Source organism: Paenibacillus sp. F024, assembly GCF_057814255.1.
This window is the reverse complement of the sequence record NZ_JBVASZ010000048.1, coordinates 1-24,424: the sequence shown is the minus strand read 5'-3', so window position 1 is coordinate 24,424 and position 24,424 is coordinate 1. Positions and strand designations below refer to the sequence as shown.

20 protein-coding genes, 1 pseudogene and 1 riboswitch are annotated in these 24,424 nt (G+C 44.6%); of the genes and pseudogenes, 5 read left to right on the top strand and 16 right to left on the bottom strand.

The features are described 5' to 3' along the window. Positions 1-110 precede the first annotated feature (110 nt). From ACZYR9_RS25350 to ACZYR9_RS25275, 16 genes and pseudogenes are all read right to left on the bottom strand, one after another. Complete coding sequence (locus tag ACZYR9_RS25350) at positions 111-473, bottom strand: hypothetical protein (RefSeq protein ID WP_488981187.1); 363 nt, start codon at positions 471-473, stop codon at positions 111-113. Positions 474-514: 41 nt separating this feature from the next. Then, positions 515-1,399 (bottom strand): TIGR01777 family oxidoreductase, encoded by an 885-nt coding sequence (locus ACZYR9_RS25345; protein WP_488981186.1) that lies wholly within the window; start codon positions 1,397-1,399, stop codon positions 515-517. Positions 1,400-1,588: 189 nt separating this feature from the next. Next, on the bottom strand, positions 1,589-2,413 hold the full coding sequence (locus ACZYR9_RS25340; protein ID WP_488981185.1) for an HAD-IIB family hydrolase: 825 nt from the start codon (positions 2,411-2,413) through the stop codon (positions 1,589-1,591). A 443-nt stretch (positions 2,414-2,856) separates the two neighbouring features. Continuing rightward, positions 2,857-3,846 (bottom strand): C-terminal binding protein, encoded by a 990-nt coding sequence (locus ACZYR9_RS25335; RefSeq protein WP_488981184.1) that lies wholly within the window; start codon positions 3,844-3,846, stop codon positions 2,857-2,859. Between the two features lie 21 nt (positions 3,847-3,867). Further along, a pseudogene (locus ACZYR9_RS25330) lies at positions 3,868-5,122 on the bottom strand (TRAP transporter large permease). Then, positions 5,122-5,601, bottom strand: a complete 480-nt coding sequence (locus ACZYR9_RS25325; RefSeq protein WP_488981183.1) for a TRAP transporter small permease — start codon at positions 5,599-5,601, stop codon at positions 5,122-5,124. The pseudogene ACZYR9_RS25330 and the gene ACZYR9_RS25325 overlap by 1 nt, the downstream one beginning before the upstream one ends. 101 nt (positions 5,602-5,702) lie before the next feature. Then, a complete protein-coding gene (locus tag ACZYR9_RS25320) occupies positions 5,703-6,731 on the bottom strand; it encodes a TRAP transporter substrate-binding protein (protein ID WP_488981182.1) in 1,029 nt (342 codons plus the stop codon). A gap of 30 nt (positions 6,732-6,761) precedes the next feature. Next, positions 6,762-7,763, bottom strand: coding sequence for a 4-hydroxy-2-oxovalerate aldolase (dmpG, locus tag ACZYR9_RS25315; RefSeq protein ID WP_488981181.1), 1,002 nt, complete (start codon positions 7,761-7,763; stop codon positions 6,762-6,764). Next, positions 7,763-8,659 carry an acetaldehyde dehydrogenase (acetylating) gene (locus tag ACZYR9_RS25310; protein ID WP_488981180.1) on the bottom strand — a complete coding sequence of 299 codons (897 nt, stop codon included), beginning with the start codon at positions 8,657-8,659 and terminating at the stop codon, positions 7,763-7,765. The genes dmpG and ACZYR9_RS25310 overlap by 1 nt, the downstream gene beginning before the upstream one ends. After that, positions 8,656-9,336: a GntR family transcriptional regulator gene (locus ACZYR9_RS25305; RefSeq protein ID WP_488981179.1), complete on the bottom strand. Its 681-nt coding sequence runs from the start codon at positions 9,334-9,336 to the stop codon at positions 8,656-8,658. The genes ACZYR9_RS25310 and ACZYR9_RS25305 overlap by 4 nt, the downstream gene beginning before the upstream one ends. A 244-nt stretch (positions 9,337-9,580) precedes the next feature. Continuing rightward, a riboswitch (cyclic di-GMP riboswitch) is annotated at positions 9,581-9,676 on the bottom strand. A 46-nt stretch (positions 9,677-9,722) separates the two neighbouring features. Beyond that, positions 9,723-10,703, bottom strand: coding sequence for a Gfo/Idh/MocA family protein (locus tag ACZYR9_RS25300; protein WP_488981178.1), 981 nt, complete (start codon positions 10,701-10,703; stop codon positions 9,723-9,725). 23 nt (positions 10,704-10,726) lie between these two features. Continuing rightward, positions 10,727-12,664, bottom strand: coding sequence for a sigma-54-dependent Fis family transcriptional regulator (locus tag ACZYR9_RS25295; RefSeq protein ID WP_488981177.1), 1,938 nt, complete (start codon positions 12,662-12,664; stop codon positions 10,727-10,729). Positions 12,665-13,175: 511 nt separating this feature from the next. Continuing rightward, complete coding sequence (locus ACZYR9_RS25290) at positions 13,176-13,502, bottom strand: MmoB/DmpM family protein (RefSeq protein WP_488981176.1); 327 nt, start codon at positions 13,500-13,502, stop codon at positions 13,176-13,178. Continuing rightward, a complete protein-coding gene (locus tag ACZYR9_RS25285; RefSeq protein WP_488981175.1) occupies positions 13,499-14,575 on the bottom strand; it encodes an aromatic/alkene monooxygenase hydroxylase subunit beta in 1,077 nt (358 codons plus the stop codon). The genes ACZYR9_RS25290 and ACZYR9_RS25285 overlap by 4 nt, the downstream gene beginning before the upstream one ends. Before the next feature lie 37 nt (positions 14,576-14,612). Beyond that, positions 14,613-15,647: an NADH:ubiquinone reductase (Na(+)-transporting) subunit F gene (locus tag ACZYR9_RS25280; protein WP_488981174.1), complete on the bottom strand. Its 1,035-nt coding sequence runs from the start codon at positions 15,645-15,647 to the stop codon at positions 14,613-14,615. 38 nt (positions 15,648-15,685) lie between these two features. Beyond that, complete coding sequence (locus ACZYR9_RS25275; RefSeq protein WP_488981173.1) at positions 15,686-17,338, bottom strand: ferritin family protein; 1,653 nt, start codon at positions 17,336-17,338, stop codon at positions 15,686-15,688. Between the two features lie 533 nt (positions 17,339-17,871). Here ACZYR9_RS25275 and ACZYR9_RS25270 point away from each other — a divergent pair. The 5 genes from ACZYR9_RS25270 to rpoN all read left to right on the top strand — a co-directional run bounded on the left by ACZYR9_RS25270 (position 17,872) and on the right by rpoN (position 23,732). Beyond that, the gene (locus ACZYR9_RS25270) at positions 17,872-18,885 is read left to right on the top strand and encodes an amidohydrolase family protein (protein ID WP_488981172.1); all 1,014 of its coding nucleotides are present in this window, start codon (positions 17,872-17,874) and stop codon (positions 18,883-18,885) included. Between the two features lie 25 nt (positions 18,886-18,910). Then, positions 18,911-19,660, top strand: a complete 750-nt coding sequence (locus ACZYR9_RS25265) for an iron-sulfur cluster assembly protein (RefSeq protein WP_488981171.1) — start codon at positions 18,911-18,913, stop codon at positions 19,658-19,660. Continuing rightward, complete coding sequence (locus tag ACZYR9_RS25260; protein WP_488981170.1) at positions 19,629-20,657, top strand: NAD(P)-dependent alcohol dehydrogenase; 1,029 nt, start codon at positions 19,629-19,631, stop codon at positions 20,655-20,657. The genes ACZYR9_RS25265 and ACZYR9_RS25260 overlap by 32 nt, the downstream gene beginning before the upstream one ends. A 75-nt stretch (positions 20,658-20,732) precedes the next feature. Beyond that, the gene (gene groL, locus ACZYR9_RS25255) at positions 20,733-22,370 is read left to right on the top strand and encodes a chaperonin GroEL (RefSeq protein ID WP_488981169.1); all 1,638 of its coding nucleotides are present in this window, start codon (positions 20,733-20,735) and stop codon (positions 22,368-22,370) included. A 42-nt stretch (positions 22,371-22,412) separates the two neighbouring features. Next, positions 22,413-23,732, top strand: a complete 1,320-nt coding sequence (gene rpoN / locus ACZYR9_RS25250) for an RNA polymerase factor sigma-54 (protein WP_488981168.1) — start codon at positions 22,413-22,415, stop codon at positions 23,730-23,732. Positions 23,733-24,424: the final 692 nt, after the last annotated feature.

Here is a 24,424-nt window from a genome sequence, read left to right as displayed (position 1 = left end):
ATCAGATTATCCTTACTGCTTGCGGAGGTCCACATTGTTCATCCCGCCCTAGTAATGTTCTTACTCAGCAGTATTGACAATCAACCTATTAAGCAGACCTCAGCAACGAACTATAGCGAAGAAGCATAAATCATATACCCTGCCGCTGCAAAGGCGAAAATACCACCCAAAGATGATAAGAAAATAGCCGCGGCTTTCGATTTCAAGATCAGTCTTCTGGCAATAAGCAGGTATGTTAGACAAAATACAAGTGCAGCCGCTAATCCGGCCATCCCCCAAGGTACCCCGCTTAGGGTGAAATCAACACCCTGCTCCAACGATATAAAGTAAATGGACAGTCCCGTACCCAGAGGAAGCCCGGAGATCATCCCGGCGATTTGAGGATTGACTCTTTTGGATATCTCCGCTAATCCAAATATGATGAGTACGGAAATCACGATTTTTATTACCGTTAAACCAATCAGTTCGTTCACCTGCTTATGTTCTTTTAGCGCTTTAGCCCCTGCTTTGGCCTCTACAGTATATCTCTGAGTGCCATATCGATTTTTTCGAATTTAAACGTATATCCTTCTCTCACTAATCGATCGGGAATCACCCAACGACTTTTCAAGACCAATTCCGTTTCCGTTTTGATGAAATATGCGCCGACCTCAAGCATCCATTGGGGAGATGGCAATCCCACATGGATATTCATGGCATCTCGAAATTGCTTCATGAACTCCCGATTAGTGATAGGGTGAGGTGACGAACAATTGAATACTCCTCTCAACTCTTCATTCGCTTTAATAAAGAGAATAATATAATATAAATCTTCGATATGAATCCAACTAAACTTTTGATTTCCAGACCCTTGAGCTCCTCCAAGTCCGAACCTGATCAGATTTTTGATCGGATCGATAACCCCGCCGCTATCTCCTAGTACAATAGCTATTCTTAAGGCCGCTTGCCTGGTATGTGGCAGTTGAAAAGAAAAAAAGGCGTCCTCCCATGCTTTGGCTACATCAACGGAGAAGCCTGACCCCAATTCCCCGTGATCCTCGGTCATCGGACGATCTTCCGCATGTCTGTAGATCGTTGCTGTACTGGAATTGATCCATAAGGAAGGAGGCCTTTCGCACTCCATTATGGCATTTCCGAGCAGTTTGGTTGTCTCCGTCCTCGACTTTAGGATCTCTTCCTTATTCCTCGTATGGTATCGGCAGTTCACAGATTTTCCGGCAAGATTGATCAGCATGTCGGAACCTTCCAGAGCTTCAACCATTCCCGTGCGATCCTTCCATGAGATATGACCGTCCTGTCTGGAAATGATCCTCACTTCATATCCCAAGTTTTTAAATTTACCCTCCAAATATTGTCCGATAAATCCCGTTCCACCGGCGATCACAACTCTTTTGCTCATGCCATCCACTCATTTCTATTCTTAGACTATTTCCGTCGGATTGAGCCGGATTCTTACCCATTCACTTATAGACGGATAATAAACGCAAAGACAAAAATGCCAGTTCATGTACTTTCAACGAATGCTCCTCTATCTCTTTTTGTTTCCTATACCGCATCATCAAGTCGCCAGCTTTATTCTGATGCATTCCTAGACGGATCTTAAAAAGGCGGAAACCCCATTCCTATTATTGCATCCAATGATCCGGTCTGCCGCTTTCTTGATCATTTCATGAGCATTGCTTACCGCATATTTCTCATCAGCTGCTTCGAACATTGATAGGTCATTTAAATGATCTCCAAAACAAACTAGTTTTTTGAAGCTATATTTCCGCTTTAAGTATAATACCGCTTCTTTCTTCGTAGCGCGGCGGTCCGATATTTCAAGCCAATGATAACCTGGAGCATAAATATCAGGTCCAAAGTGACAAATGCATTCCGGCTCATCCTTCAACTGTTGATATACGGATTCCAAATGATTTGCAGTATCAATAGCATTGATCGTAATCAAGTGGTCATTCATACACTCATCATAATGGGAAACTCTTTTAAATCGGGTATCTCCCTTACTTAATCTGCCGCCTATGTACTTCTCTTCACTCCGGTTAAAAATGCCTTTATAATAGATTTTTGAGTTTCCATCCCGATCAACGGTGTATACTAAAGGATTAAGCCCTGCTTGCAAATAAGCTTGAATAATTCGGGCGCCTAGCAAATTGGATAAAAAATTCGTCTTCAGGTTTCGTTCATGTTGGACATCATATATAAATACTCCATTCATTAATACGATGGGTATATTCAAATGTAACTCTTTAAGTATATCTTTGGCGGATTCGATAGACCGCGCGGTAGCGATTGAAAACTTCATCCCTTGTTCAATTAACTCATTGAGGGTTTCGATCGTTTGTATACTTAACACCTGGTCATCATTCAACAATGTTCCGTCCAGGTCAGAAACATATAATATATCGCCCATGCAAATTCATTTCCTTTCTGCCACATCACGGTTTAAGGCACTTCCTTGCTGCAACGTATATATGATGTTCTGGGATGTATCAATTACTTCATTTTACGATCTCATTTATTTTTAAAATTATAACAAAATATAACTATATTTTAAACTTTTGGTTTTACACAACAAAGACACATGCAGGATTTATTTACATATTATTACATCTTCTAATTTTATTAAGGAATTCCCCCCAACCGTCATGCAATCTAAGGAGACTAAAACAAAAAAAAGTGAGGCCAAGCCCTATAAAGCAACCGTGATCACTTGCATTAACAAGTCATTCCATCACGTGCTTTACAGACATTTCCTACACTTTTTTAACCCTTATATCCATTCGTTATTTTTTGGTATGTGCTCTTTATATACTTTCTTATGGTAACGTAGTAAAGCTATTTGAACAATCCATGCTAAGCAAGCACAGATCTGTTCACCAAATACTGCGGGGTTTTCCCTTCATATACATCGAGTATATTCTGTATTGCCTTTTCCCTTATTTCCCGGAACGCTTTTTCAGAATACCAGGCAGCATGCGGGGTCAATATAACTTGATCCATGGTTCTAAACACATGATCAGACGGTAGCGGCTCGGATTCGGTAACGTCCAACCCGCATCCGGCAATTAAACCTTCTTGTAAAGCAGCAATAAGGGCTTCTTCATCAATAATCGGACCTCTAGCCGTATTAATCACATACGCTGTCTTTTTCATTAATTGAAATTCTTTTCCGGATAACAGATGATGAGTCTGATCGATTAATGGAACATGAACGGAAATAAAATCACTGCCGGCCAGCAGCTCATTTAATTCTGCTTTCACCACTCCCGCCTTTTCCATTGTCTCCTTATCTACAAACGGATCATACGCCCAAACCTGATAACCGATACCATTTAATTTTTCGGCGAGCCGGGCCGGTATTTTGCCGAAGCCAACTAAGCCGACTACCGCATCGGAAGCTCTTAAAGGAATCGTTGCTTTTTTAAAATCCCAGTGCCCTTGCTTCACTTGATCATTATAGTCAAAAAGCCTGCGGGCACTGGATAATATAAATGCAAGGGCATGATCGGATACCTCATCGATGCAATAATCATTCACGTTGGCCACCATTTTCCCCAAATCAGAGGCGGCTTGTATGTCAATCATATTTACCCCGATGCCATAACGGGAAACAATCTTTGCCCTGGAGGCAGCTTGTAATACGTCTTTATCAATATTGGCATACAACACTAAAATGGCGTCTGAATCTTGGACGTTCTGAACAATGGTCTCCTTATCCCGAGTTTGCAAAACTTGGAGTTCAATCGGAAGATCATCTCTGGTCGCGTTTTTAATCGCTCCCTCTTCAATCGCCAAATCGTTCCATTCATAATCGACTAATGTAATTTTAAATGCTTTTTTCAAGATTCTCTCTCCTCTTTTCCTCTATATAAATACAAGAGACAACCACGAAACGTATGTAATGATTAACAAAGTGGTTACCAAAGCTAAGAAGCCAGGCATGATCTTTTGGGAGATCGTCTCTATTTTCAAATTTGAAACCCCCGAAGCCACAAATAGATTCAAGCCCAGAGGGGGGGTAATAAATCCGATGCTCAGGTTAACAATCATTATGATACCGAAATGAATAGGATCAATTCCCAATCCGGTTGCTAAAGGAAAAAGAATGGGGGTTAGGATAATCACAGAAGCAATCGTTTCCATAAATGTACCCACAATCAATAGAAGAATATTGACCAGAAGCAGAAAGATGAAAGGATTATCCGATAAGGAAATAACCGTTTGGGCAATCTCATTCGGGAATTCTGCCAAAAATAGCTGCTGCAGCCACAATGATCATAATGGTTCCTGTGGTGACCGAAGACGACTTGATCACTGCAATTAAATCCTTCCATTTTAACTCACGGTATACAAGCATGCTCAGAATAAATCCGTAAATGACGGCTACCACAGCCGCTTCCGTGGGGGTAAAGATCCCGCCGTAAATTCCACCAAGAATAATAACAGGCATGAGTAAAGCCCATTTTCCTTCGTTAACCGCTTGAAGACGTTCTTTCCAATTTGCTTTCGGCGACTTGGCAAACTGATTTTTCTTCGCATAAATTACAGCCCAGATAATTAAACTGAGTCCCATTAAAATTCCGGGGATAATCCCTGCCAAAAACATATCGCCAATCGAAACATTAGCCGAAACTCCATAAATGACCATCGGGATGCTTGGCGGAATAACAATTCCAATCGTGCCTGCAGCTGCGACAAGAGCGGTAGCAAATACCTTGTCATATCCTTTTTTGACCATTTCAGGAATCATGATAGAACCAATTGCAGCTACTGTAGCTGGCCCTGAGCCTGAAATGGCGGCAAAGAACATAGCTGTTAACACTGTCGCAATCGCAAAGCCTCCTGTATGGTGGCCTACAAATGCATTGGCAACCTTAAAAAGTCGTTCCGAAATGCCTCCTCTACCCATGAGGTCCCCGGCTAGAATGAAAAATGGGATGGCCATTAAGGGAAAAGAGTCGTTCGCTGTAATTAACACCTGGGTAATCAAACTAAAGGGCAATTCAATACTCGTAAAAAGAATGGTTACTACGCTGGACAGGATCAAGGCAAACCCAACGGGAACGGATAACAAAAGTAAAATAATCAAGGATGCAAATAAAAAGATAGCTGGTGACATTAGCCCTGCTCCCCTCTCTTGTGACTCCATAATGAAATGGATACATTGATTAGTCGAATCGATGTCAAGAGAAATCCAACGGGTAATGAAGAGTAGACCAACCACATAGGCAATTCAAGATTAGCCGATGTTTGTCCGAATTCAAACATTTGTCCCACTAGAACAAATCCTTGATACGTAAATAGGACCGAAAGGGCAAAAACCAGCAAGTATGTCATTTGTTTTAACACTTTTTGAATAAATACAGGAAAAAGGTCTATGATTATGTCAATACTGATGTGTTTATTTTCTTTAAATCCAACTCCGATGGTCAGAAAAATAAGCCAAATAAATAAATACCGCGACGCTTCTTCCGTCCATGTAATTGAATCACCGAACACATACCTTGATACGACTTGAATAAAAATAAGAATAATCATCGTTAACATAAAAAGTGAAACGATCATTTTTTCAAAGTGATGATCTATCTTCTTCAGCATGATACCCGGCCCCCCCTAATGATATAAGATAGAATGTACATCTTTCTAGGAAAGGAGCATCCTTATAGCAGGAATGCTCCTTTTAGGAGGTACAAATTTTCCTATTTAGTAGTCTCTTTCATTAGTTTGTCGAAGATGTCAGCCCCAACCTCAGCTTTGATGTCTGCGTAAACAGCACTCATCGCATCTTTAAATCCTTGCTTCTGCTCATTAGGCAGCTCTGTTACTTCCATTCCCTTATCCACTAAAAGCTTAAGCGCTTTCTCCGCATCCTCTTTGGAAAGCTGGCGATTATACTTTTGGGTTTCTACAGCTGCATCCATAACCACTTTCTGCAGGTCCTGAGGCAGACCATCATAAAACTTTTTGTTGATAATCACAGGCCAAGGCGAATAAACGTGACCGGAAAGGGTCAAATATTTTTGTACTTCATAAAATTTTTGAGAATAGATTAGTGAGAGCGGCGTTTCCTGAGCGTCGACCGTTTTTTGCTGCAAAGCCGCGTAAAGCTCTGTGAACGCAATCGGGGTGGCGTTGGCACCTGTTGCAGACCATGCTTTGATTTGCATCGGGCTTTCAAGCGTGCGTAATTTAATTCCTTTCATATCATTCACGCTTTTAATGGCATGCTTATTATTCGTCAAATGACGGAATCCATTTTCCCAGTAAACAAGCCCTTTAATCCCTTTTTCAGAAAGTGCGCTAAGAACTTGTTGACCGACCTCTCCATCCAGTACTTTATGCGCTGTTGCTGAATCATTGAATACATATGGAAGATCCCATAATGCCATTGGTTTCGAGAAGGCGACTAAAGGAGCGGAAGATGGAGCAGCCATCGTTAGATTACCTAACTGAATAGCTTCAATCATTTCCCTTTCACCGCCAAGCTGACCATTTGGATAAATCTCTACTTTGATTTTTCCATTGCTGTTAGCTTCTACAATTTCTTTGAATTTTTCAAAGGATTTATGGCCAAAATGCTCTTGCGATGTAGCATGCCCGGCTTTAATAACAAACGTTTTATCCGCACTTGCACTTGCGTTATCTGTTCCATTAGACGAATTGGAACAAGCCGCTAATACTAGTGAACCCGACATCATTACCGCTAAGAAATATTTACCTTTTTTCATCTTTATAACACTCCCCTTTTTTTAATTTCATTATTTATGGGCTAGTTCTTGAGCCACCGTTATTATCCAATCTTCTTGACCACCAACCGCCTTTAATTCAGCTATTCTAGTTAGTATATCTCTGGCATCTACTCCATACTCTTTACCTGCCCGTTCAGCAAATAATAAAAATGAAGAATATACGCCCGTATACCCAAGAGTTAGGCTAAGTCTATCGATTTGGACAGGTCTTACCATCATCGGCTTCATCACATTCTCTGCAGCGTCCATGACCTTATATAGATCGATATTGTGCGGGATATGTAATTTGTTCATCACTGCTATCAATTGCTCGAGTGCCGCATTCCCTGCTCCGGCTCCCATCCCTGCCAGGCTTCCGTCAATTCTCGTGGCACCTTCCTCCATGGCAACAATCGAGTTGGCCACGCCGAGCGAAAGATTGTTATGAGCATGAAAGCCGATCTCGATCTGCAGCTTTTCTTTGAACAATGAAACCCTGCGACGTACATCGTCCATCGTTAAAGCGCCGGCTGAATCTACAACATAAACGCTTTGGGCTCCGTACGATTCCATCTTTTTTGCTTCTTCTACAAGCTGCTCCGGATCAGCCCGATGTGACATCATCAGAAAGCCCACCGTATCCATACCCAAAGCCAGACCTGCTTTAATATGCTGCTCCGAAACGTCCGCTTCGGTACAGTGAGTGGCTACCCGAACCACCGACGCTCCCAGGTCCCTCGCTTTTTTCAAATGCTCAATCGTCCCTATCCCAGGAATCAGCAGCACGCCGATTTTGGCCTTTTTGGCCGCAGCTACTGCGGTAGAGATCATGTCTTCCTCCGTCTCTTTCGAAAATCCATACTGTATCGAGCTGCCGCCCAGCCCATCACCATGCGTAACTTCGATAATATCCGCACCTGCATCATCAATGAGCTCTGTCAGTTGAGCAATTTGCTCTACCGTGTACTGATGGGAAATTGCATGCATCCCATCCCGCAATGTAACATCATTAATTAGAATTTTTTTGTTCATTATACATTCTCCTTTTGTACCAACGATGCAGCCATTAGTTCACCTGTTTTCACAGCAGCACAAGTGATGATATCCAAGTTACCTGCATAGATCGGCAGGAAATCGCCAAGCCCTTCCACTTCAATAAAGACTTTGACAATCCCGTCCCTCATAACGGGCTCTGACATAAGGCGGTACCCCGGAACGTAACTCTTTACCGTTTCCACCATGTCATAGATCGACGCCTTAATCTCACTCTCTTTATGGTAAGAATCTTCTGATACTTTGGCATAAATCGTATTTCTCATGATGATCGGCGGATCAGCAGGATTTAAGACAATAAGCGCCTTGGCCTTTTGCGCTCCTCCTATTTTTTCCAGTGCACGGGCCGTTGTGATTGTAAATTCATCAATATTTTGTCTTGTCCCCGGGCCTGCGCTTCTACTGGATACAGAGGCCACGATTTCACCATATTCCACAGGGGCCACTCTAGTAATCGCTTTCATTATTGGTACAGTGGCTTGTCCACCACATGTAACCATATTGACGTTATCAAGTTGTTTAACGCTTTCTTCATTTAAGTTAACGGAAGGGATGACAAAAGGTCCTACCGCAGCAGGAGTAAGATCAACCACCTTCTTGCCCAACCGTTTTAATACTTCGGCGTGATGGTAATGCGCTTTGGCCGACGTTGCATCAAATACAATTTCAGCTAAGGACGAATTGGCTTCAAACCCGGAAACTCCCGTGTCGATCGTCTGCAATCCGTTTTCACGCGCTAACGCCAGCCCCTTGGATTGCGGTTCAATACCTATCATTACAGCAGGCGAAAGCGTCTCGCTTCTAAGCAATTTGTACATTAAATCGGTACCGATGTTTCCCGAACCGATGATGGCGCAATTCACTTTTTTGTTCACTGGTTTTGTTCATCCTCTCTTAAACGTTTCGCAGCTTGTTTGTAAAATTCCCCGGCATTTTGAAGATGATGTACTAACTCGGCTTGAGCTTGTTCGTTTTCTCCGCGTTCAAGGAACTCAACAATCTTAAAATGCTCTTCAATGATTTCTTTTTGATGGTTCATTGTAAAATCCGATGTAACGTCAATCAATGTTTTAATTGGCCCATTGAGTGACTTCCATAACTGAACTAGCGTCTTATTGCCTGTAAGTTGAATAAGCATAAAATGAAAAGTTAAATCAGATTCCACATCACGCTCCCCTTTTAATAGTGCGTCCTCCATATTTTGCACATAACGGTACATCTCCGCTTTCCCCAGCTCTATTGCTTCTGGGGTAATTTGAGAGATTGCAAATTTTTCGAGCTGGATCCTCGTATGATACAAGTTCTCCAGATCCTTTATAGAAAAACCTTCAACCACACTTCTACCGTTTGAAGGTGTAGTCACTAGCCCTTCATTTTCGAGCTGAACAATTGCTTCTCTAATAGGCCCTCTGCTTACACCCAATTCCTTGGATAAAACAGTTTCCTTGAGATGAGAGCCGGCTTTTATATCACCGAGCATAATACTTTTTCTTAAAATAATAAGTACCTGCTCACCTATTTTTTGTTTATCAACGGTTTTTAAATGAATCATACGGCTTCACTCCAAAGTGTTAACAGTTAACTGTTTTTAATATAAGATAAAAGCGCTTTCGCGTCAACGGTTTTGTAGGAATTTTGTTGTTTTATGAATACTCTCACACCATCATGTTCTTTATTAGCTTATGACAAGTCGCCATCTCTACAAGAAGTGACAAGGAATACAACAAGGTATGTGGATGAGTAATCGGATGAAAGATACGTGCAAATCGTGCGGAAAACCAAAAAAGCCAGGCTGCTTGAGCAACCCGGCTATCATTCCATCCGCATGAACCGATAGCTTAGACCCGTGGCTTTGCGTCTCCGCCTTTCGAACGGATTTGCCTTTGTTCATTGCTTAGCCGGCCTGTCATAGAATGTCTCGCTTTGCATCCTCCAATATCATCTTGTCAAAAAAGAGGATATACCGCATTCCGCCGCCCATCCGTCTTCCAAAAACTTGTTCTCGATTCGCGTCCTTTCGGCATTGTTGTTCAGAGACTGTTCAATGGCTTCAAAAATTTTAGTGTTTTTCCATTGGGTTTCCCCGCAATTGTCAGTTAGATTCCCCTGTAGAATGCATTCGGATAATTGTTCGATGCTGTGTAAATTTCGATTCCCTTTTATCGTTATTTCTTTTTTGTCGTTTTCTGTTTGCACCCAAATCACGCCATCGCCACCGTTCAAATCAGGACGATACGCACAAGGGAGCTTAATGATGCCCCTTGTACCAATCACTTCATATTCATTTCGCATCATCGTATCGCAACTGCAGTCCACAAGCGCTTGGATACTGCCCGGGTAGTCGAAAATCATTATGATTGTCTGATATGCTTCGTTTTGTTTCCCTTTCCCTAAAGCAACAATATTCAAGGGCTCCCGTTGAAGAATATGTCGAATGGAATTTAGACCATCGGAAACAGGACAATACCATTCTTCGTTTATAAACTCCTTCATGCCGGCAGGGAAGGAAAAGCTCAATTTTATCATGCTAATATCGCCAATGAAGCCTGTTTCAATTAAATGCTTGACCTCGGTGTGTTGTGGATGGGGAATTCGATAACCGGAGTCCATAAAAAGGACCTTATTGTCTTTGCACGTTTTCATTACTTGTGCTGCGTCCCGTGCGTTAATAGCAGCCGGTTCTTCACATAAGACATGTTTCTTGGCATTGGCGGCCTTTAATGCCCACAATAGCCGCAGGTTACTTGGTAATCGAATATATACTGCATCCACATCGGGATCATGGATGATTTCTTCATAATGACCATGATCGTGTTGAACTAAATCTGCAATAAGAGAATGATTAAAGACAGCTAATAAATCTTCATTACTCGATGGATGTATACTTAATACACCCCATTTTACTTTTTTGCCTTCCATAAATTCTCCACCCTCTTGTCTGGTCAGCTTCTTAGATCCCGGCCAAGCTTCCGATAGATCGTGCTGCGGTGAACACCTAACCTGCTGGCCGCTTCTGATACATTCCCATTGAACTCATTGAGAATCGAACGAATCAGTTCAATCTCCTGATTCCTGCCTTTACTCCTTAAAAGGGACATATTCGGTTTAATCACTTGCTTCATCCTGCAGCCCAGCACTTCCTCCGGCAAATCAGCAACGCGCACAGCATTTCCGTTAGATCTGGCGGCAATCCGATAAGCAATATTTCGCAATTCACGGACGTTTCCAGGCCAATCATAACCCTCGAGAATTCGCATAGCTTCCTCATCGAATCGTGCCGGCGGTGATTGTCCAATCTCTGAGCAAGCTTTTTGCATGAAATGATTTAATAGCAGAGGGATGTCTCCCTCTCTTTCCCGCAAAGGAGGCACACGCAATGATAGTACATTTAGTCGATAGTAAAGATCGCGACGAAACTTACCGTTTTCAACATCAACAAGAAGATTTCGATTGGTGGCTGCAATAATCCTTAAATTTACCTTGATTATTTTTTTTCCGCCCAGACGTACGACTTCCCGCTCCTCTAGAACTCGCAGCAATAGCGTCTGTAAGTCCAACGGCATTTCCCCGATTTCATCAAGAAATAAGGTTCCTCCATTGGCTTGTTCAAATCTCCCCGCTCTGCCTTCTTTTATGGCGCCTGTAAACGCACCGCCTTCATAGCCAAAAAATTCACTCGCTGCGAGCTCCTTGGGTACAGCTCCGCAATTCACTGCAACAAAGGGGCCTTCTGCCCGGAAACTGCCTGCATGTATAGATTGCGCCAATAATTCCTTTCCCGTGCCGCTTTCGCCTTCAATCAGAACCGGAAAATCACTTCTCGTAGCAAATTTAGCTTCTGTTACGGCGGCCAAAAACTTCCGGGAGCATCCAATGATGCAAGCAAATGAATATTTTGTTGAACCCCCCTCAGCTAGCCGGTTCTCAAGGCTCGGTGGTATAACCTGCACTACAGCCCCAATCGGGTTCCCTTCGTCAAAACAGGTGCGAAGTAAAAACCTCCATTTTCCGTTTTTCCTCTCAATTTCCCAGTTCATTTCCGTTGACCATGTTTTTAAAGCATATATGGGACTATCAACAAGACGATGGTTCGAATTAATCCAGCCGTGCTCATACAATTTCGGAGATGCTTTGATCACGACTCCTCCACGGTCAAGGGCGACGAAAAGTGTGTTCCGTTGGTTTGAAGTCCCGTCTAAGCAGTACTCCATAACCTTGTTTCGTTGCAGCTCCAGCTTGTGGCGCAATCGTTCTTCGATGACCCTCGAAACCGAAACAACTGCAGACAGCGAGTGAGGGTGGGCAAACTGCCAAGGACCCGTCAAATCAACAATTCCCAGAATACTCTGGGTAGCCGGATCTCGAATCGGTGCTGCGGCACAAGTCCAATTATGTACCTCTTTGCAAAAATGCTCCGCTGCAAAAATTTGTACGGGAGCTGCATTTAAAAGCGCCGTGCCGATAGCGTTCGTACCCGCATGGCCTTCAGCCCAAGACGATCCTTCGACAAAATTCATTTTCTCCGCTTTATCTCTTAAGCGTTTATCTCCATCAATTTTTAAGATCGTACCTTTCGGGTCCGTCAATACGACCAAGTGGCCGGTATCATAGGCCAGCCCGCTCAATATGGAATCCAAATCAAATACAAGCGGATTGTTCATTAGGTACTCTTTAATATGATCCTCAGGTAAAATAGTCTCCGATTGGGGCTTCAGGGGATGAACCCCTTGGAAATGACAGCGCCTCCATGATTCCAGCACTAAAGGCCTTACGTTGATATCCAAATAATTTTGGAGTATAAAGCTCTCCCAAGCAGCCTCCAATTTGGATTTTGTAAAACCCGGGGAGGACCAAGCATCTAATGCAAGATACGGATTCATTTTGTAGAGATACACCTCCTAAAATTACCCGTTATTCAATTGTATTTTTCTTCAAATCATCGTGTATTTACTCTAATCATATGAAATATCCTGTGGATTTTAGTCTTACGTGAGGGGAGGATTCAATTGAAAATATTGGAATTAGGAAGTTTTTAAACGCAGCAGCCGATGCATGGCCCTTGTATATGTAAGCGGTTTCTTTTTGGGGAAACAAATTAGCAAACTTTTTTTTATTTTAAAGTATACCTCAACTCATGTATTAAATCAATTTAATTTATTGCTTTTTGGAAAGTGAAATACCCCTTCAGCCTATGAGATACAAGGCTTAAAGGGGTATTCATTGACCTTCCTCCAACAGCAGCCAGCTAAGTCATTTTCAAGATTAGGTTAACCGATAGATAATCGGAATTGCCTGTGGCCGCATAGACCGGTATGCATATTATAACTATTTCTCCCCGGACTTCCAGTTCGCAGGGCATAAGCTAAAGGGAAAAGAGAAGTATCTGTTTATTTAAACGCCGACGTATCCATTGGCATCGTCAGGGTTAGCAAACAACAATACCTTGTCATCCATTAGGATCATGCGGCCATAGTGGGTAGACATCTCTACCTGGAAACTGTAGGGGTCAAAGTCCCTCCCCAAAGCTTCACTAATTTCATTCATGTCAAACTCCAATACGCTTACCCCGTCAATTCGGATCATGGCCGGGTATTGCGTAACTTCTACATCGGGTTTATCGCGCATAATGTCGGCAATGACTCTTCCCTCGACGCTATCGCTTAAAGTGATGCCGCATTTGTTGGAGAACCCTTTTTCCAGATCAAATTGGCTGCTCACAGCTTGACCCCCTTCGGTAAATTTAAATCAAGCAGCTTTAATATGGCGTTAAAACGCTCGTGTGCACGATTCTTGGATGCATCGAACGTCGTTACCTTCACACGAGGCTGCGACCAAAGCGGCTGCAGCAGTTGAGAGGCCTTCACGCACATCGGCACCCACTTTTTTAACCATTCCCCTGCCACTTTCTTATTGTGATCTCCATATTGCGGATCGCTCAGCAGAATAGAAAACATTTCAAAAGAATAGGACAGGTTGCGTTCAAAGTCGGCTTCTGCGGTCGAAACAACGGTCGGAGTAACAAAGTCGCCATGAGATGCGGCAAACTGCATCAAGAAGCCGCTTCGAAACAGCTCCCCAACCAAAGGCTCATAAACTAAATTGACTGCGAAAACCTGCTCCGCCCAATCCGTGGAAGCCGGGAGGTGCTCAATAACCTCGCGCACCCCTTGCCAGAGAGGATTATGCAGCCAGTTCTCCTTGCCCGCTGCTTCATCCAACGATTTAACATCTTGAGCGATATCCATGATACACAATGCGACATCCTGCGCGTAGCGCAATTTATCCGAGGCGTTCACCAGAATGGCATTGTTAATCATCTGTGACATGCCGTCACGCTGTGCCGATTGAAAGAGCATACCCAAACCGTATTCCGGATGCTTTGAAGCACCCAAGTGATCTTGCAGTATTTTAGTCCAGGTTTGATCGAGATTCTCAAAAGCATTTTCTGCACGGGCATTTTGAATCGTTAGAGAGACCTGTTTTTCGATAGCCGCCTGACGAATAAAATGGGTGCGCTCCCATTCCCCGTTCGGATCGCGAAAAACGTGCCAGTCCGAGGACTTTATTTTTGTATGCTTTTCCGAATAAGCGGGGGTTCCGTCGGCAAAAGAAATAATCCAATTTTGCAGCAGATAGCGATTTGGGTCCGGCTGCACATCGACGGTGACATCCTCATAAATCGTCGCACGGCGGCCTTTAGGTTGATAGTAATTAAATTTACGACTTTCACTGCCCACGAACTTTTTAACGCCGGCTTCAGCAGAATTCACAACTTCGACATCGTTATTCATATCTCTACCTCCGATTCTGAATGAAAACTGTTAGAGATCAGTTGGATGCGGGTACAAACTTATCGAAGAAAATCCGGTCGGCCGCAACACCCTTCTCCCTAAGAAGCGGAATCGTCGCATCGATCATCGGTGCGGGCCCGCATAAAAAGACTTCCAATTCCAACACTGTCTTGGTTTTATCCAGATACGATTCCACGACCTTGGTAATAAGTCCGGTTTCACCCTCCCAATTGTCTTCCGGAAGCGGTTCCGAAAGGGCCGGAATGAAGCGGAATCCCGGAAAACGGCTTGCGATTTCTGAAAATTGATCTAAATAAAACAAATCGCGTTTCGTTCGTGCTCCATAGAAAAAGGTAACGTTGCGCTTCACACCTTTATCCACCATATCATTGAGGATGGACCAAAGCGGCGCCATACCCGACCCGCCTCCAATGAGAAGCATATCGTCCGTATGTTCCTCACGGCGGATACAATTGCCGAATGGGCCGCGAACCTCCAGCTCATCCCCGACCTTCAGGTGCTCATCCAAGAGAGTGGAAAATTTTCCTCCCTTAAAAATTTTAATCATAAATTCAAGCCGGTTTGAATGTTTGGGGCTGTTGGCCATGGAATAGGAACGATATAGATTGGTTCCCGGCAAGTAAACATCCATAAATTGTCCTGCATGAAAGGTGATCCGATCGGGTTCATTCAGCTTTAATACAATCCGTCTTATGTCATGTGTGAGAGATTCTATTTCGGATACCGTTGTACGGAAGCTTTTGATAGGAACAGATACTTTCAGAGCGTCTTCATCATACTGCAACAGCTGAACCGTTAAATCGCTGTATGGAACCGCTTTGCAAAGAAGAATATGGCCTTCTTCTTTTTCAAAATCAGGAAGTGCAAAGGTGGAATACCGCTCCATCTCGACATCACCGTCAAGAAGGACTGACTTGCAAGTGGAGCATTGCCCTTCCTTGCAGCCGTGCATCAAAGCGATACCCTGACGGAAGGCCGCATCCAATACGGTTTCACCCTCTTCTACCTCCATCTGTACCCCCACAGGCTCGAGTGTAACTGTGTATGTCATGATTTGACTCCTCCCTGATATACGTTAGAAGCGAGTGATTAATGGATCTTGAAACCGGCTCGATATTCGGCAATGTGCTTCTGGCGCTGCTCGGGAGACATAGCCCTCAGATCCAATAAAGGACTTCGGACTTCAAAGCCTTTCACATGGTCCAGCGTCCACATCTTGTTATCTTCAAAATGCAGATGCGGCTGAGGAACCAAGGTTTTCCCGTCCTGACGAACAAAGCCTAATTCCTGCATGACATCCGCCAGATCTCTGCCGTGATAAACCTCTTCCCATTGGCGGCGTCCGCTGAAACGCCCCATGGCCGGCGTCGGGCGGCCTTTATAGTTGTCCGCAAAGGCAACCTTATGCGTCCAGCAGCATTGTTCGGAGCAATACGTGTGCAGCTCGCCGTTTACTTCGTCCACCACGAGATCCTCACGTACCACAATGGGGACCATACAGCTCCAACAACGATGCGGGTAAACATAGCCAGTGTCAGCCCAAGCGATAGGCGTACTGCCGGCCTTGGAAAGCTCGCGATAGTGATCCCACCATTTTCCGAATTTGTTGTACCACCCCGGATATTTCGCTTCGAACCATTCGTAATCGCGCTCCTCAAGCGGATCGATTCGCCAGAAATTGAGCGGCCAGCCTGTGGCAAAGAACTGGGCCACCCCATGCGTGTAGAAGTCCTTCGTTATGCGATCCCATGCCGCTTCCACATCGTCATGGTGAATTTTAAGCCCATACTTCTCCAACGGGATTAAATAACTGCGATAGTAATCATCATATACCCACTTGCGCCAGAGCTCCGCGTAAGATTCTTTTTTCTTATTCCGATCCTTGCTTCCGTATTCGATTATGGTACCTATCGCCGCATCGACAATAGCGTGATTTTGCCAGAACGCATATCGGATATCGCGTTCTAACAGGTCGTGATTATCCGAATCGCCCAACACCATCATCAGCGTACCGTATCCGTTGTTAATATGGCGGGACTCGTCAGATTGCACCGACAGAAAAATGGTCGGGAGCACATAATCCCCATTGGCCGCAGCCTCGGAAGGCATGGCTACGAACAGCGTATTCGTGAAGGCTGTTTCAGCGACAATCTGTAAATAAATGTTGGCCGCAGTAATCGCATCGCCTGTAATAAACCCTTCGCCAAATTGGCGTCCGATCGTGGTTGCATAACACTTTCCGAATGCTTTTTGAGTAATGTCAAAACCTACGGGATCAATATAATTTTCCATATACCACTTTTTCAAATTCATTTGAATCGTAGAATGCCGGAATTCATCGATCATTTGCATCGTATAACCATTCTTCAATTCGTCATTCGGCACCACATTGCTTAACAACGCCATAGATCGGGAGGCTGAAATTTCCGGGAATGGAATAATGGCCAAGAACAGCTTCATCCATTCAATCCACCGCGGTTCGGCGTTCTGGAACATATTTCCGCGAAGAGCGGCATCCATGGCACCGAATACCCGATTGTCTTTTTCCTCCTCCATGGGGAAGTATGAACGCAGTACCTGCTTCATTGTATCCTTAGGCGCCTTGGAAAACTTGTAATCCGTCGGATATTTTAGCGATTCCTTCGCATAGCTCGGAAGCCATGCCAAATCCTTGACCCTGTTGTGAGCTTCGGAGATGCTCATCCCGGGTTGCGACTTAATCTTCGACAGTGAAGATGCCATAAAAAAATCCTCCTTTGAATGGTTTTGAAAAGAATCCTATGATGGAGCCGAATAGTATTCCTCTCACACTTAAACAGAGCAATTCTCATGCCAATACGTGATCTGGCAGCCAGCTTAAAATCAAAAGTTATAAAAAAATGAATACTGTATTATGGAAGAAACACGAAACCTGAAACTGAGCCCTTCCATGCATGTGCGACAGTATGAATTCAAGTCCGTCTTATTTGTCACACTACTGTTCCCTTTCTGCGACAGTTGCGAAACATTGCGACGGTTTGTGGCCGTGCAACCAGCCTCTCTATCCGGCCAAACCGTTACCAAGAACACGTATTATAACCAGAATTTTCTTTACCGTCCTTCAAATTGGGATAAATAATCATGTTGGCACGATTTTTGCTTTGTATATAAGCAAAGGGGAAATTCCTAACCTTGTTTTTTATTACCAAATGAAGGGGGTTGAAAGAATTACTCAATTGCTTATAAGGTAATATGGATTTCCCGAATCGCATTGACAAATTAATGGAGGGATTCACATGTTTAAAACCGCAAATGGAGAAGAAATTTTCGTAATAGACAGTCATATTGCTTTATGGGACGCAAGTGTGGAGAACCAGCAAAACATCCACGGCGCCGAATTTATCAACTGCTTCTACGACTATCACAAAAATCTTAGTCCTGCAGAGTATGTATGGCCTAAGGAGAAATTTTTGAAATACGATGCGCAGACTCTGATCGATGACGTGTTCGCAAAAGGATATGTAGACATGGCCATCTTTCAGCCCGTCTTCCTAACCGATTTTTATAAAGCTCCATTTGGCGATATTGAAAAAAACTCCTTGCTTGCCAAACAATATCCGGGCCGGTTCATTAGCAATGGATCCTTTGATCCTCGCGACGGGGAACGGGGACTTGAATATCTGGAATATCTGGCAAAAAACCACGGCGCTACGGGCGTTAAATTATATACTGCGGAATGGCGGGGATCTTCTAAGGGCTATAAGCTTACTGATCCTTGGGCTGAAAGGTACTTGGAGAAATGCGAAAAGCTCGGCATCGTTAACATTCATGTGCATAAAGGACCCACGATCACTCCCCTGAATAGGGATGCATTTGATGTAGCGGATATTGACGCAGCAGCATCAAACTTCCCCGGATTGAACTTTATTGTGGAGCACTGCGGGCTCCCCCGCTTAGAAGATTTTTGCTGGATCGCAACGCAAGAGCCCAATGTTTATGGGGGATTAGCCGTAGCCATGCCTTTCATTCACAGCCGCCCCCGGTATTTTGCACAAATCATGGGCGAACTGCTGTACTGGGTGGGTGAAGATCGCATCTTATTTGGAAGCGATTACGCGCTTTGGGAACCGGGTTGGCTGATCGAGAAATTTATGGCCTTCGAGCTGCCTGAGGATATTGAAAAGGAAACGGGAAGCAGCTTGAGTCTATCCGTCAAAAAGAAAATTTTGGGCGAAAACGCCGCCAGATTGTATGGCATCGATATTGAAGCGCACAAGGAAAAGTTATCCGGCGACCAGGTCGCCATGTAAAAAAATGGGGATAAGGGGGTTCAGTATGCAGCAGCGAGAAGAAGTCTTTGCTAAATTAGCCACTGTCAATGATCCGGAGCTGGACCGGTCGCTAACGGACTTGGACTTTATTAACGAAGTAACGATTAACGGGCATGCCGTAAAAGTATCCTTCCGCCTGCCTACCTATTGGTGCTCCACAAACTTTGCTTACATTATGGCGGAGGATATTCGCGACCGCGTTTCGGAGCTTCCCTGGGTAAGCAGCATCGAAGTTAACCTTGAGGACCATTGCAACTCGGTTGAGATCAATACCGGGGTCAATACACGTAAATCCTTCTCTGAAACGTTCCCGGAAATGGCAGCAGGAGAACTTAACGAACTGCGAAAGACCTTTCGTCTTAAAGCATTCCTGACCCGCCAAGAAAAAGTGCTGCAGCATCTCTTTCATGAAGGAGTTGAACCTGCTGCGATCTTGCATTTGACCCTTCGCGATTTAACGGATCTTGTGGCATGTACAACGGAAGGCAAAGGATTGTTAGAGCGATACTTGGACATTCGCGGGGAGCTTGGACACAGCAACGAACCGCAGAGTACAGCTTTCATACAGGCTGACGGCAAGCCGTTGGAGCTGGCCGATTTCCCGGAATACTTAGCCGTTGCACGCAGAACCCGCCTGAGCATGGAGTTTAATGGACATTATTGCCAAGGATTATTTCAAACCCGTTATCACAATAACTCATCCGATCTGGAGGAATGTACCCATGAAAGCAGCGCGTTTATATCATTACAATGAACCTTTGCGTATAGAGCAGGTGCCCGATCCGACGATTACAGACCCTAATGATGTGATTGTAAAGATTGGAGGCGCGGGGGTTTGCCATACAGACCTTCATCTGATCGAGGGCATTTGGGCAGAGACGCTTGGCACGGCGCTTCCCCATATCATCGGTCACGAAAATGCGGGCTGGGTCCATCAAGTCGGTTCCGCCGTCACTCACTTTAAGGTGGGAGATCCGGTGATCCTGCATCCCGTCTCCAGCTGCGGCAAATGTTTGAACTGTCGAGCCGGCGAGGATATGCATTGTCCGAACTTAAAGTTTTCCGGCTTGACCGTAGATGGAGGATACGCGCAATATCTCAAGACAACCGAACGTTCTCTCATTCCTTTGCCTGAACAGGTGAACCCTGCTGATGTCGCGCCGTTTGCCGATGCAGGAATTACGGCGTACCGGGTTGTCCGCAAAGCTGCTCCTTTGGCGAAGCCGGGTACCAAAGCTCTCATCATCGGGATGGGCGGACTAGGACATATCGGCGTTCAAGTGATGAAAGAATTAGGAAATGCCGATATCATTGCCCTCGATAAAAATAAGGAGCGCCTGAATATGGCATTGGAATTAGGAGCCATCCATGCCGTAGAGGTCAATCATCATACGGTTTCCCAAGTAAAAAGCCTCACAGCCGGTCAAGGCGGTGTTGATATTATCATCGACTTCGTGGGCAACGATCAAACGCATGCCGAGAGTATACAAATGCTTCGCAAGGGAGGAACCTACTTTGTTGTCGGTTACGGAGGAACCGTAAAAGTGCCTTCCCTGAACATCATCAACAATGAAATCAGTATTGTTGGCAGTTTGGTCGGAAATTACAATGAGCTGTATCAGTTAATGGAACTTCACTCTCGGGGAAAGGTAAAGCTCCACTCCACCAAGTATGCACTAGATGAAGCCAATGACGTACTAAACCTGCTGCATCAGGGAAAAATCAACGGACGGGCAGTTTTGGTCCCCTAAACGACACCAGCAGGAGGAGCGCCGGACGGTTGCCGGCCTCCTCCCCACCCTATTGAGAGTTGGAGGATGAGCCTTATGACGAAGCTTTTCTTATTGGACGAAGATGCACGCGCTGCTCTTGAACGAGGAGTCGATAAGCTTGCCGCTATTGTACGGTCCACACTTGGACCGAAAGGGCGCAATGTAATTATCGATAGACCTTTCGCTACCCCCCTGGTATCCAACGATGGTGTTTTTATAGCCAGCGAGATTGAATTGGAGGATCCGTTTGAAAATATGGGAGCCATGCTGGTCAAAGAAGTAGCCAGTCATACGAACGATTGTACAGGTGACGGTACAACCACCGCAACCGTTCTTGCGCAGGCCATGGTCAAGGAAGGGTTAAAAGAGGTTCGAAACGGCGCTAACCCTATTCTTTTAAAAAGAGGGATTGAACTCGCTGTCAAAAGGGTTATCGATACTCTTAAAGCATCTGCCGTTTCCGTGGACAATCCGAAGCTTATTGCCGAGGTGGCGTCCCTTGCCGCCAAGGATAAGGAACTCGGGCAATGTATCGCAGAGGCTTTCGAGAAGGTGGATACGGATGGCATCGTCAGTTTAACGGAATCCAAGCTCCCGGTAACTACGCTGGAGGTATTGGAAGGCATGCAATTCGACCGCGGTTATATTTCACACAAGATGGTCACAAATCCGGAGACGATGGAGGCCATTCTTGATCACCCGCATGTACTTATTGTCGAACAAAAAATGACGTCCATCCATCAGATTTTGCCCATTACCGAACAGTTGACCAAAGATAGATCGCGATCGCTTCTGATTATCGCGGAAGATGTAGAGAATCAGGTGTTGGGGGCCCTCATGGTCGGCCAGCTTCGCAATGCGCTGCAGGTCGTGGTTGTGCGCACACCGGAGTTTGGACATCATCGCAAAATGGTTCTCGAGGATATCGCGATTTTAACAGGCGGTCAGGTGATTTCGGAGAGTTCCGGATTAACGCTGGAAAGTATGACCTTGTCCGACTTGGGTTCTTGCCGGCAGGTACGCGTAACCAAGGATACCACCTCCATCATTAACGGACATGGAGATCCGGCGGAAATTGTAGGCAGAAGAAATCAAATCCGTAAACAATATGAAGATACAACCCAAGAATGGGAAAAAGAAAAGCTGCAAGAACGTTTATCCAAGATGTCCAGCGGAGTGGCCGTCATAGCCGTTGGAGGCACGACGAATGTGGAACGCCGGGAAAAAATGCTGAGAATGGAGGATGCATTAAACGCAACACGCGCAGCATTGGAGGAAGGAATCGTAGCCGGGGGCGGGACTGCCTTATTGCAGGTATCGGGAATGATGGCCGAATGGATTCAGTCGCTGCAGGGCCATGAAAAGATCGGGGCCCAAATCGTACTGAACATCCTCCCCGTACCGCTGCAAACCATTGCCGCCAATTGCGGTTTTGATGGAACTGCAGTTGCCGAAAAGGTGAAAACGCTGCCTTGGGGGCATGGCTTCAATGCCCTTACCGAACAATACGTTGACATGATCTCAACTGGAATTATAGACCCGGTCAAAGTCACTTGTTCCGCGTTGGATAACGCGGCATCCATTGCCTCTTTAATCATTACGACGGAGTCGTTGATTACGAATAAACCGGAAACAGGGCTAGATCCGACAAGCGGACCCTGCCGTGGGGGAGGAGCCGAGCTGTTGGAGTAAAGTTCCTTTTGGTAAGGATCTCATCCGTCAGGAGGAAAGTGCATGAATTCTTATGTTTCATTAACGCAAGTGCAATCGAATAAATTAAGCATCTCGCCGCAATTCATGCAGTCTATTCATATCCTTCAGCTTTCATCCGTGGAGCTATCTGATTATATGCAGGAACAGTCCGCAGGAAATCCTTTGCTTGACATCATTTGGCATTCGCCCGGCGGATACACCCAAAAAGGACGTTCCGGTACCCGCTCTTTTTCAAAGCTATATCAAGAGGAATGGATCAACCATATTCGTTGCCCGGACGAGACCTTGGAAAGCCTTCTTCTTCAACAACTTGAACTTGTAGAGCTTTCTAAAAAGCATAAAAAAACAGCACGGTTTTTGGCTGGTAATTTGAACGACGACGGTTATCTTATCATGGATATAAGCGAAATCCGTCATCGATTTCAAATGAGCATGGAGGATATGAATGCTGCGCTTCAATGCCTGCAATCTCTAGATCCCCCCGGTGTAGGCGCAAGAGATTTAAAGGAATGCTTACAACTGCAAATCAATAGGGATGAGCTCGCAGCCCCTTTTGCTTATCGAATCGTAAGCGATTACTTGCCTGATTTGGGCGCCGGAAGATTCAGACGAATCGCCAAACAATTGAAAATTTCATTGGAAGAAGTATCTCAGGCAGCCGCTTATATTCGCCGCTTAAATCCGAGACCCGGCCTTCCATATAGCCATTCGTCCGTTAAATACATTATACCGGACGCTTCTATTCATAAGCATCCTGACGGCTTTGTCATTATCATGAACGAAGCCGGGGTCCCCAAAATATCAATAAACTCTTATTATTTGCAGCTTTGCAGTGAAAATGAGCATCATGAAGCGAAATCGTTTTTACGATCACATTTGCAATCCGCCAATGGGCTTATCCGTGGGCTTGACGAAAGACAGAAAACGCTCCACAGGGTTATTCAAGCCATCACAAAAGAACAGCTCGCTTTTTTCGAACACGGCATTTCATATTTAAAACCTATGAAGTTAAAGGTTATTGCGGATATACTTCAATTACATGAATCCACCGTGAGCCGAGCAGTACAACATAAATATGTTCAAACGCCCCACGGTTTGTTTGAATTAAATTTCTTTTTTACGACGGGGTTGTCCACTGAAGACGGCTTAGCGACATCATCGGAAAATATAAAAGCCAAAATCAAAGCACTTATTCAAAACGAAAATAAACAGAAGCCGCTCTCCGATAGAGAAATCATGGATGCCTTAGCTAAAGATAAAATTCAAATCTCCCGAAGGACCGTGATGAAATATAGAGAGGAACTTCAATACTTATCGTCACGGTTTCGATGCTCGGGTTAAAGCGGATTAGCATGCCTCAGCAGCCGATGCGGTGCCGTCAATCCACGAATCCCCGATTTCTAGTCATTCATAGGTCCGTATGTGGTAAAACTGAATCTAATGTTTAAAAAATTTTGAGTTCAACAAAAAGACCAAAGGACAGCTCCTTGGTCTTTTATTATATTTTGTAATGCTGCTTTCGAAATACTGCATTAATAGATAGCGCGAATGATCTTGGTATTGGAAAGAGTGCCCGGAATGAGCAGTGCTCTACCTTCCAGGCTCATGAGAACGTCAGGATTCCCTCTCTCCCAAAGTTTAACTCTGCCGGACCGCTGCGTGAATTGCTCTGAAGTAATAGGCCCCTATGATCTACTTCCAAGCGTTTCTTCCTTCAAATGCAATAAATATCTGATTCAAATATGTCTTTTTATTAACGATCTCTACTCCCTCATGTCTCAGTAATTCTTCAGTGTCTCTATTTAGATGACACCCATCACACATTCTTTTCCATACCGGTGTCAAAAGGTCTTGTATTGCCGCTAACATTCTATGTTCGTGCCGGGTGTGTTCAAATAATAAAATTTTTGGCTCTTCGCGCTACTGGGTGGGTGGATGGCTATTAACGAGAGTCATAACCCTTCCGCTTGCTTGGAGAATCTCATAGGCAAAAGAAGCCGTCAAGAAGAGCGCTTGACCGCTCCTTTTGCCTA

Excerpts from the sequence above, each read along its gene's own strand:
- ACZYR9_RS25345 (WP_488981186.1), bottom strand. The coding sequence starts at position 1,399 with ATGAGCAAAAGAGTTGTGATCGCCGGTGGAACGGGATTTATCGGACAA.
- ACZYR9_RS25340 (WP_488981185.1), bottom strand. The coding sequence starts at position 2,413 with ATGGGCGATATATTATATGTTTCTGACCTGGACGGAACATTGTTGAAT.
- ACZYR9_RS25325 (WP_488981183.1), bottom strand. The coding sequence starts at position 5,601 with ATGCTGAAGAAGATAGATCATCACTTTGAAAAAATGATCGTTTCACTT.
- ACZYR9_RS25320 (WP_488981182.1), bottom strand. The coding sequence starts at position 6,731 with ATGAAAAAAGGTAAATATTTCTTAGCGGTAATGATGTCGGGTTCACTA.
- dmpG (WP_488981181.1), bottom strand. The coding sequence starts at position 7,763 with ATGAACAAAAAAATTCTAATTAATGATGTTACATTGCGGGATGGGATG.
- ACZYR9_RS25305 (WP_488981179.1), bottom strand. The coding sequence starts at position 9,336 with ATGATTCATTTAAAAACCGTTGATAAACAAAAAATAGGTGAGCAGGTA.
- ACZYR9_RS25300 (WP_488981178.1), bottom strand. The coding sequence starts at position 10,703 with ATGGAAGGCAAAAAAGTAAAATGGGGTGTATTAAGTATACATCCATCG.
- ACZYR9_RS25295 (WP_488981177.1), bottom strand. The coding sequence starts at position 12,664 with ATGAATCCGTATCTTGCATTAGATGCTTGGTCCTCCCCGGGTTTTACA.
- ACZYR9_RS25285 (WP_488981175.1), bottom strand. The coding sequence starts at position 14,575 with ATGAATAACGATGTCGAAGTTGTGAATTCTGCTGAAGCCGGCGTTAAA.
- ACZYR9_RS25280 (WP_488981174.1), bottom strand. The coding sequence starts at position 15,647 with ATGACATACACAGTTACACTCGAGCCTGTGGGGGTACAGATGGAGGTA.
- ACZYR9_RS25275 (WP_488981173.1), bottom strand. The coding sequence starts at position 17,338 with ATGGCATCTTCACTGTCGAAGATTAAGTCGCAACCCGGGATGAGCATC.
- ACZYR9_RS25270 (WP_488981172.1), top strand. The coding sequence starts at position 17,872 with ATGTTTAAAACCGCAAATGGAGAAGAAATTTTCGTAATAGACAGTCAT.
- ACZYR9_RS25265 (WP_488981171.1), top strand. The coding sequence starts at position 18,911 with ATGCAGCAGCGAGAAGAAGTCTTTGCTAAATTAGCCACTGTCAATGAT.
- ACZYR9_RS25260 (WP_488981170.1), top strand. The coding sequence starts at position 19,629 with ATGAAAGCAGCGCGTTTATATCATTACAATGAACCTTTGCGTATAGAG.
- groL (WP_488981169.1), top strand. The coding sequence starts at position 20,733 with ATGACGAAGCTTTTCTTATTGGACGAAGATGCACGCGCTGCTCTTGAA.
- rpoN (WP_488981168.1), top strand. The coding sequence starts at position 22,413 with ATGAATTCTTATGTTTCATTAACGCAAGTGCAATCGAATAAATTAAGC.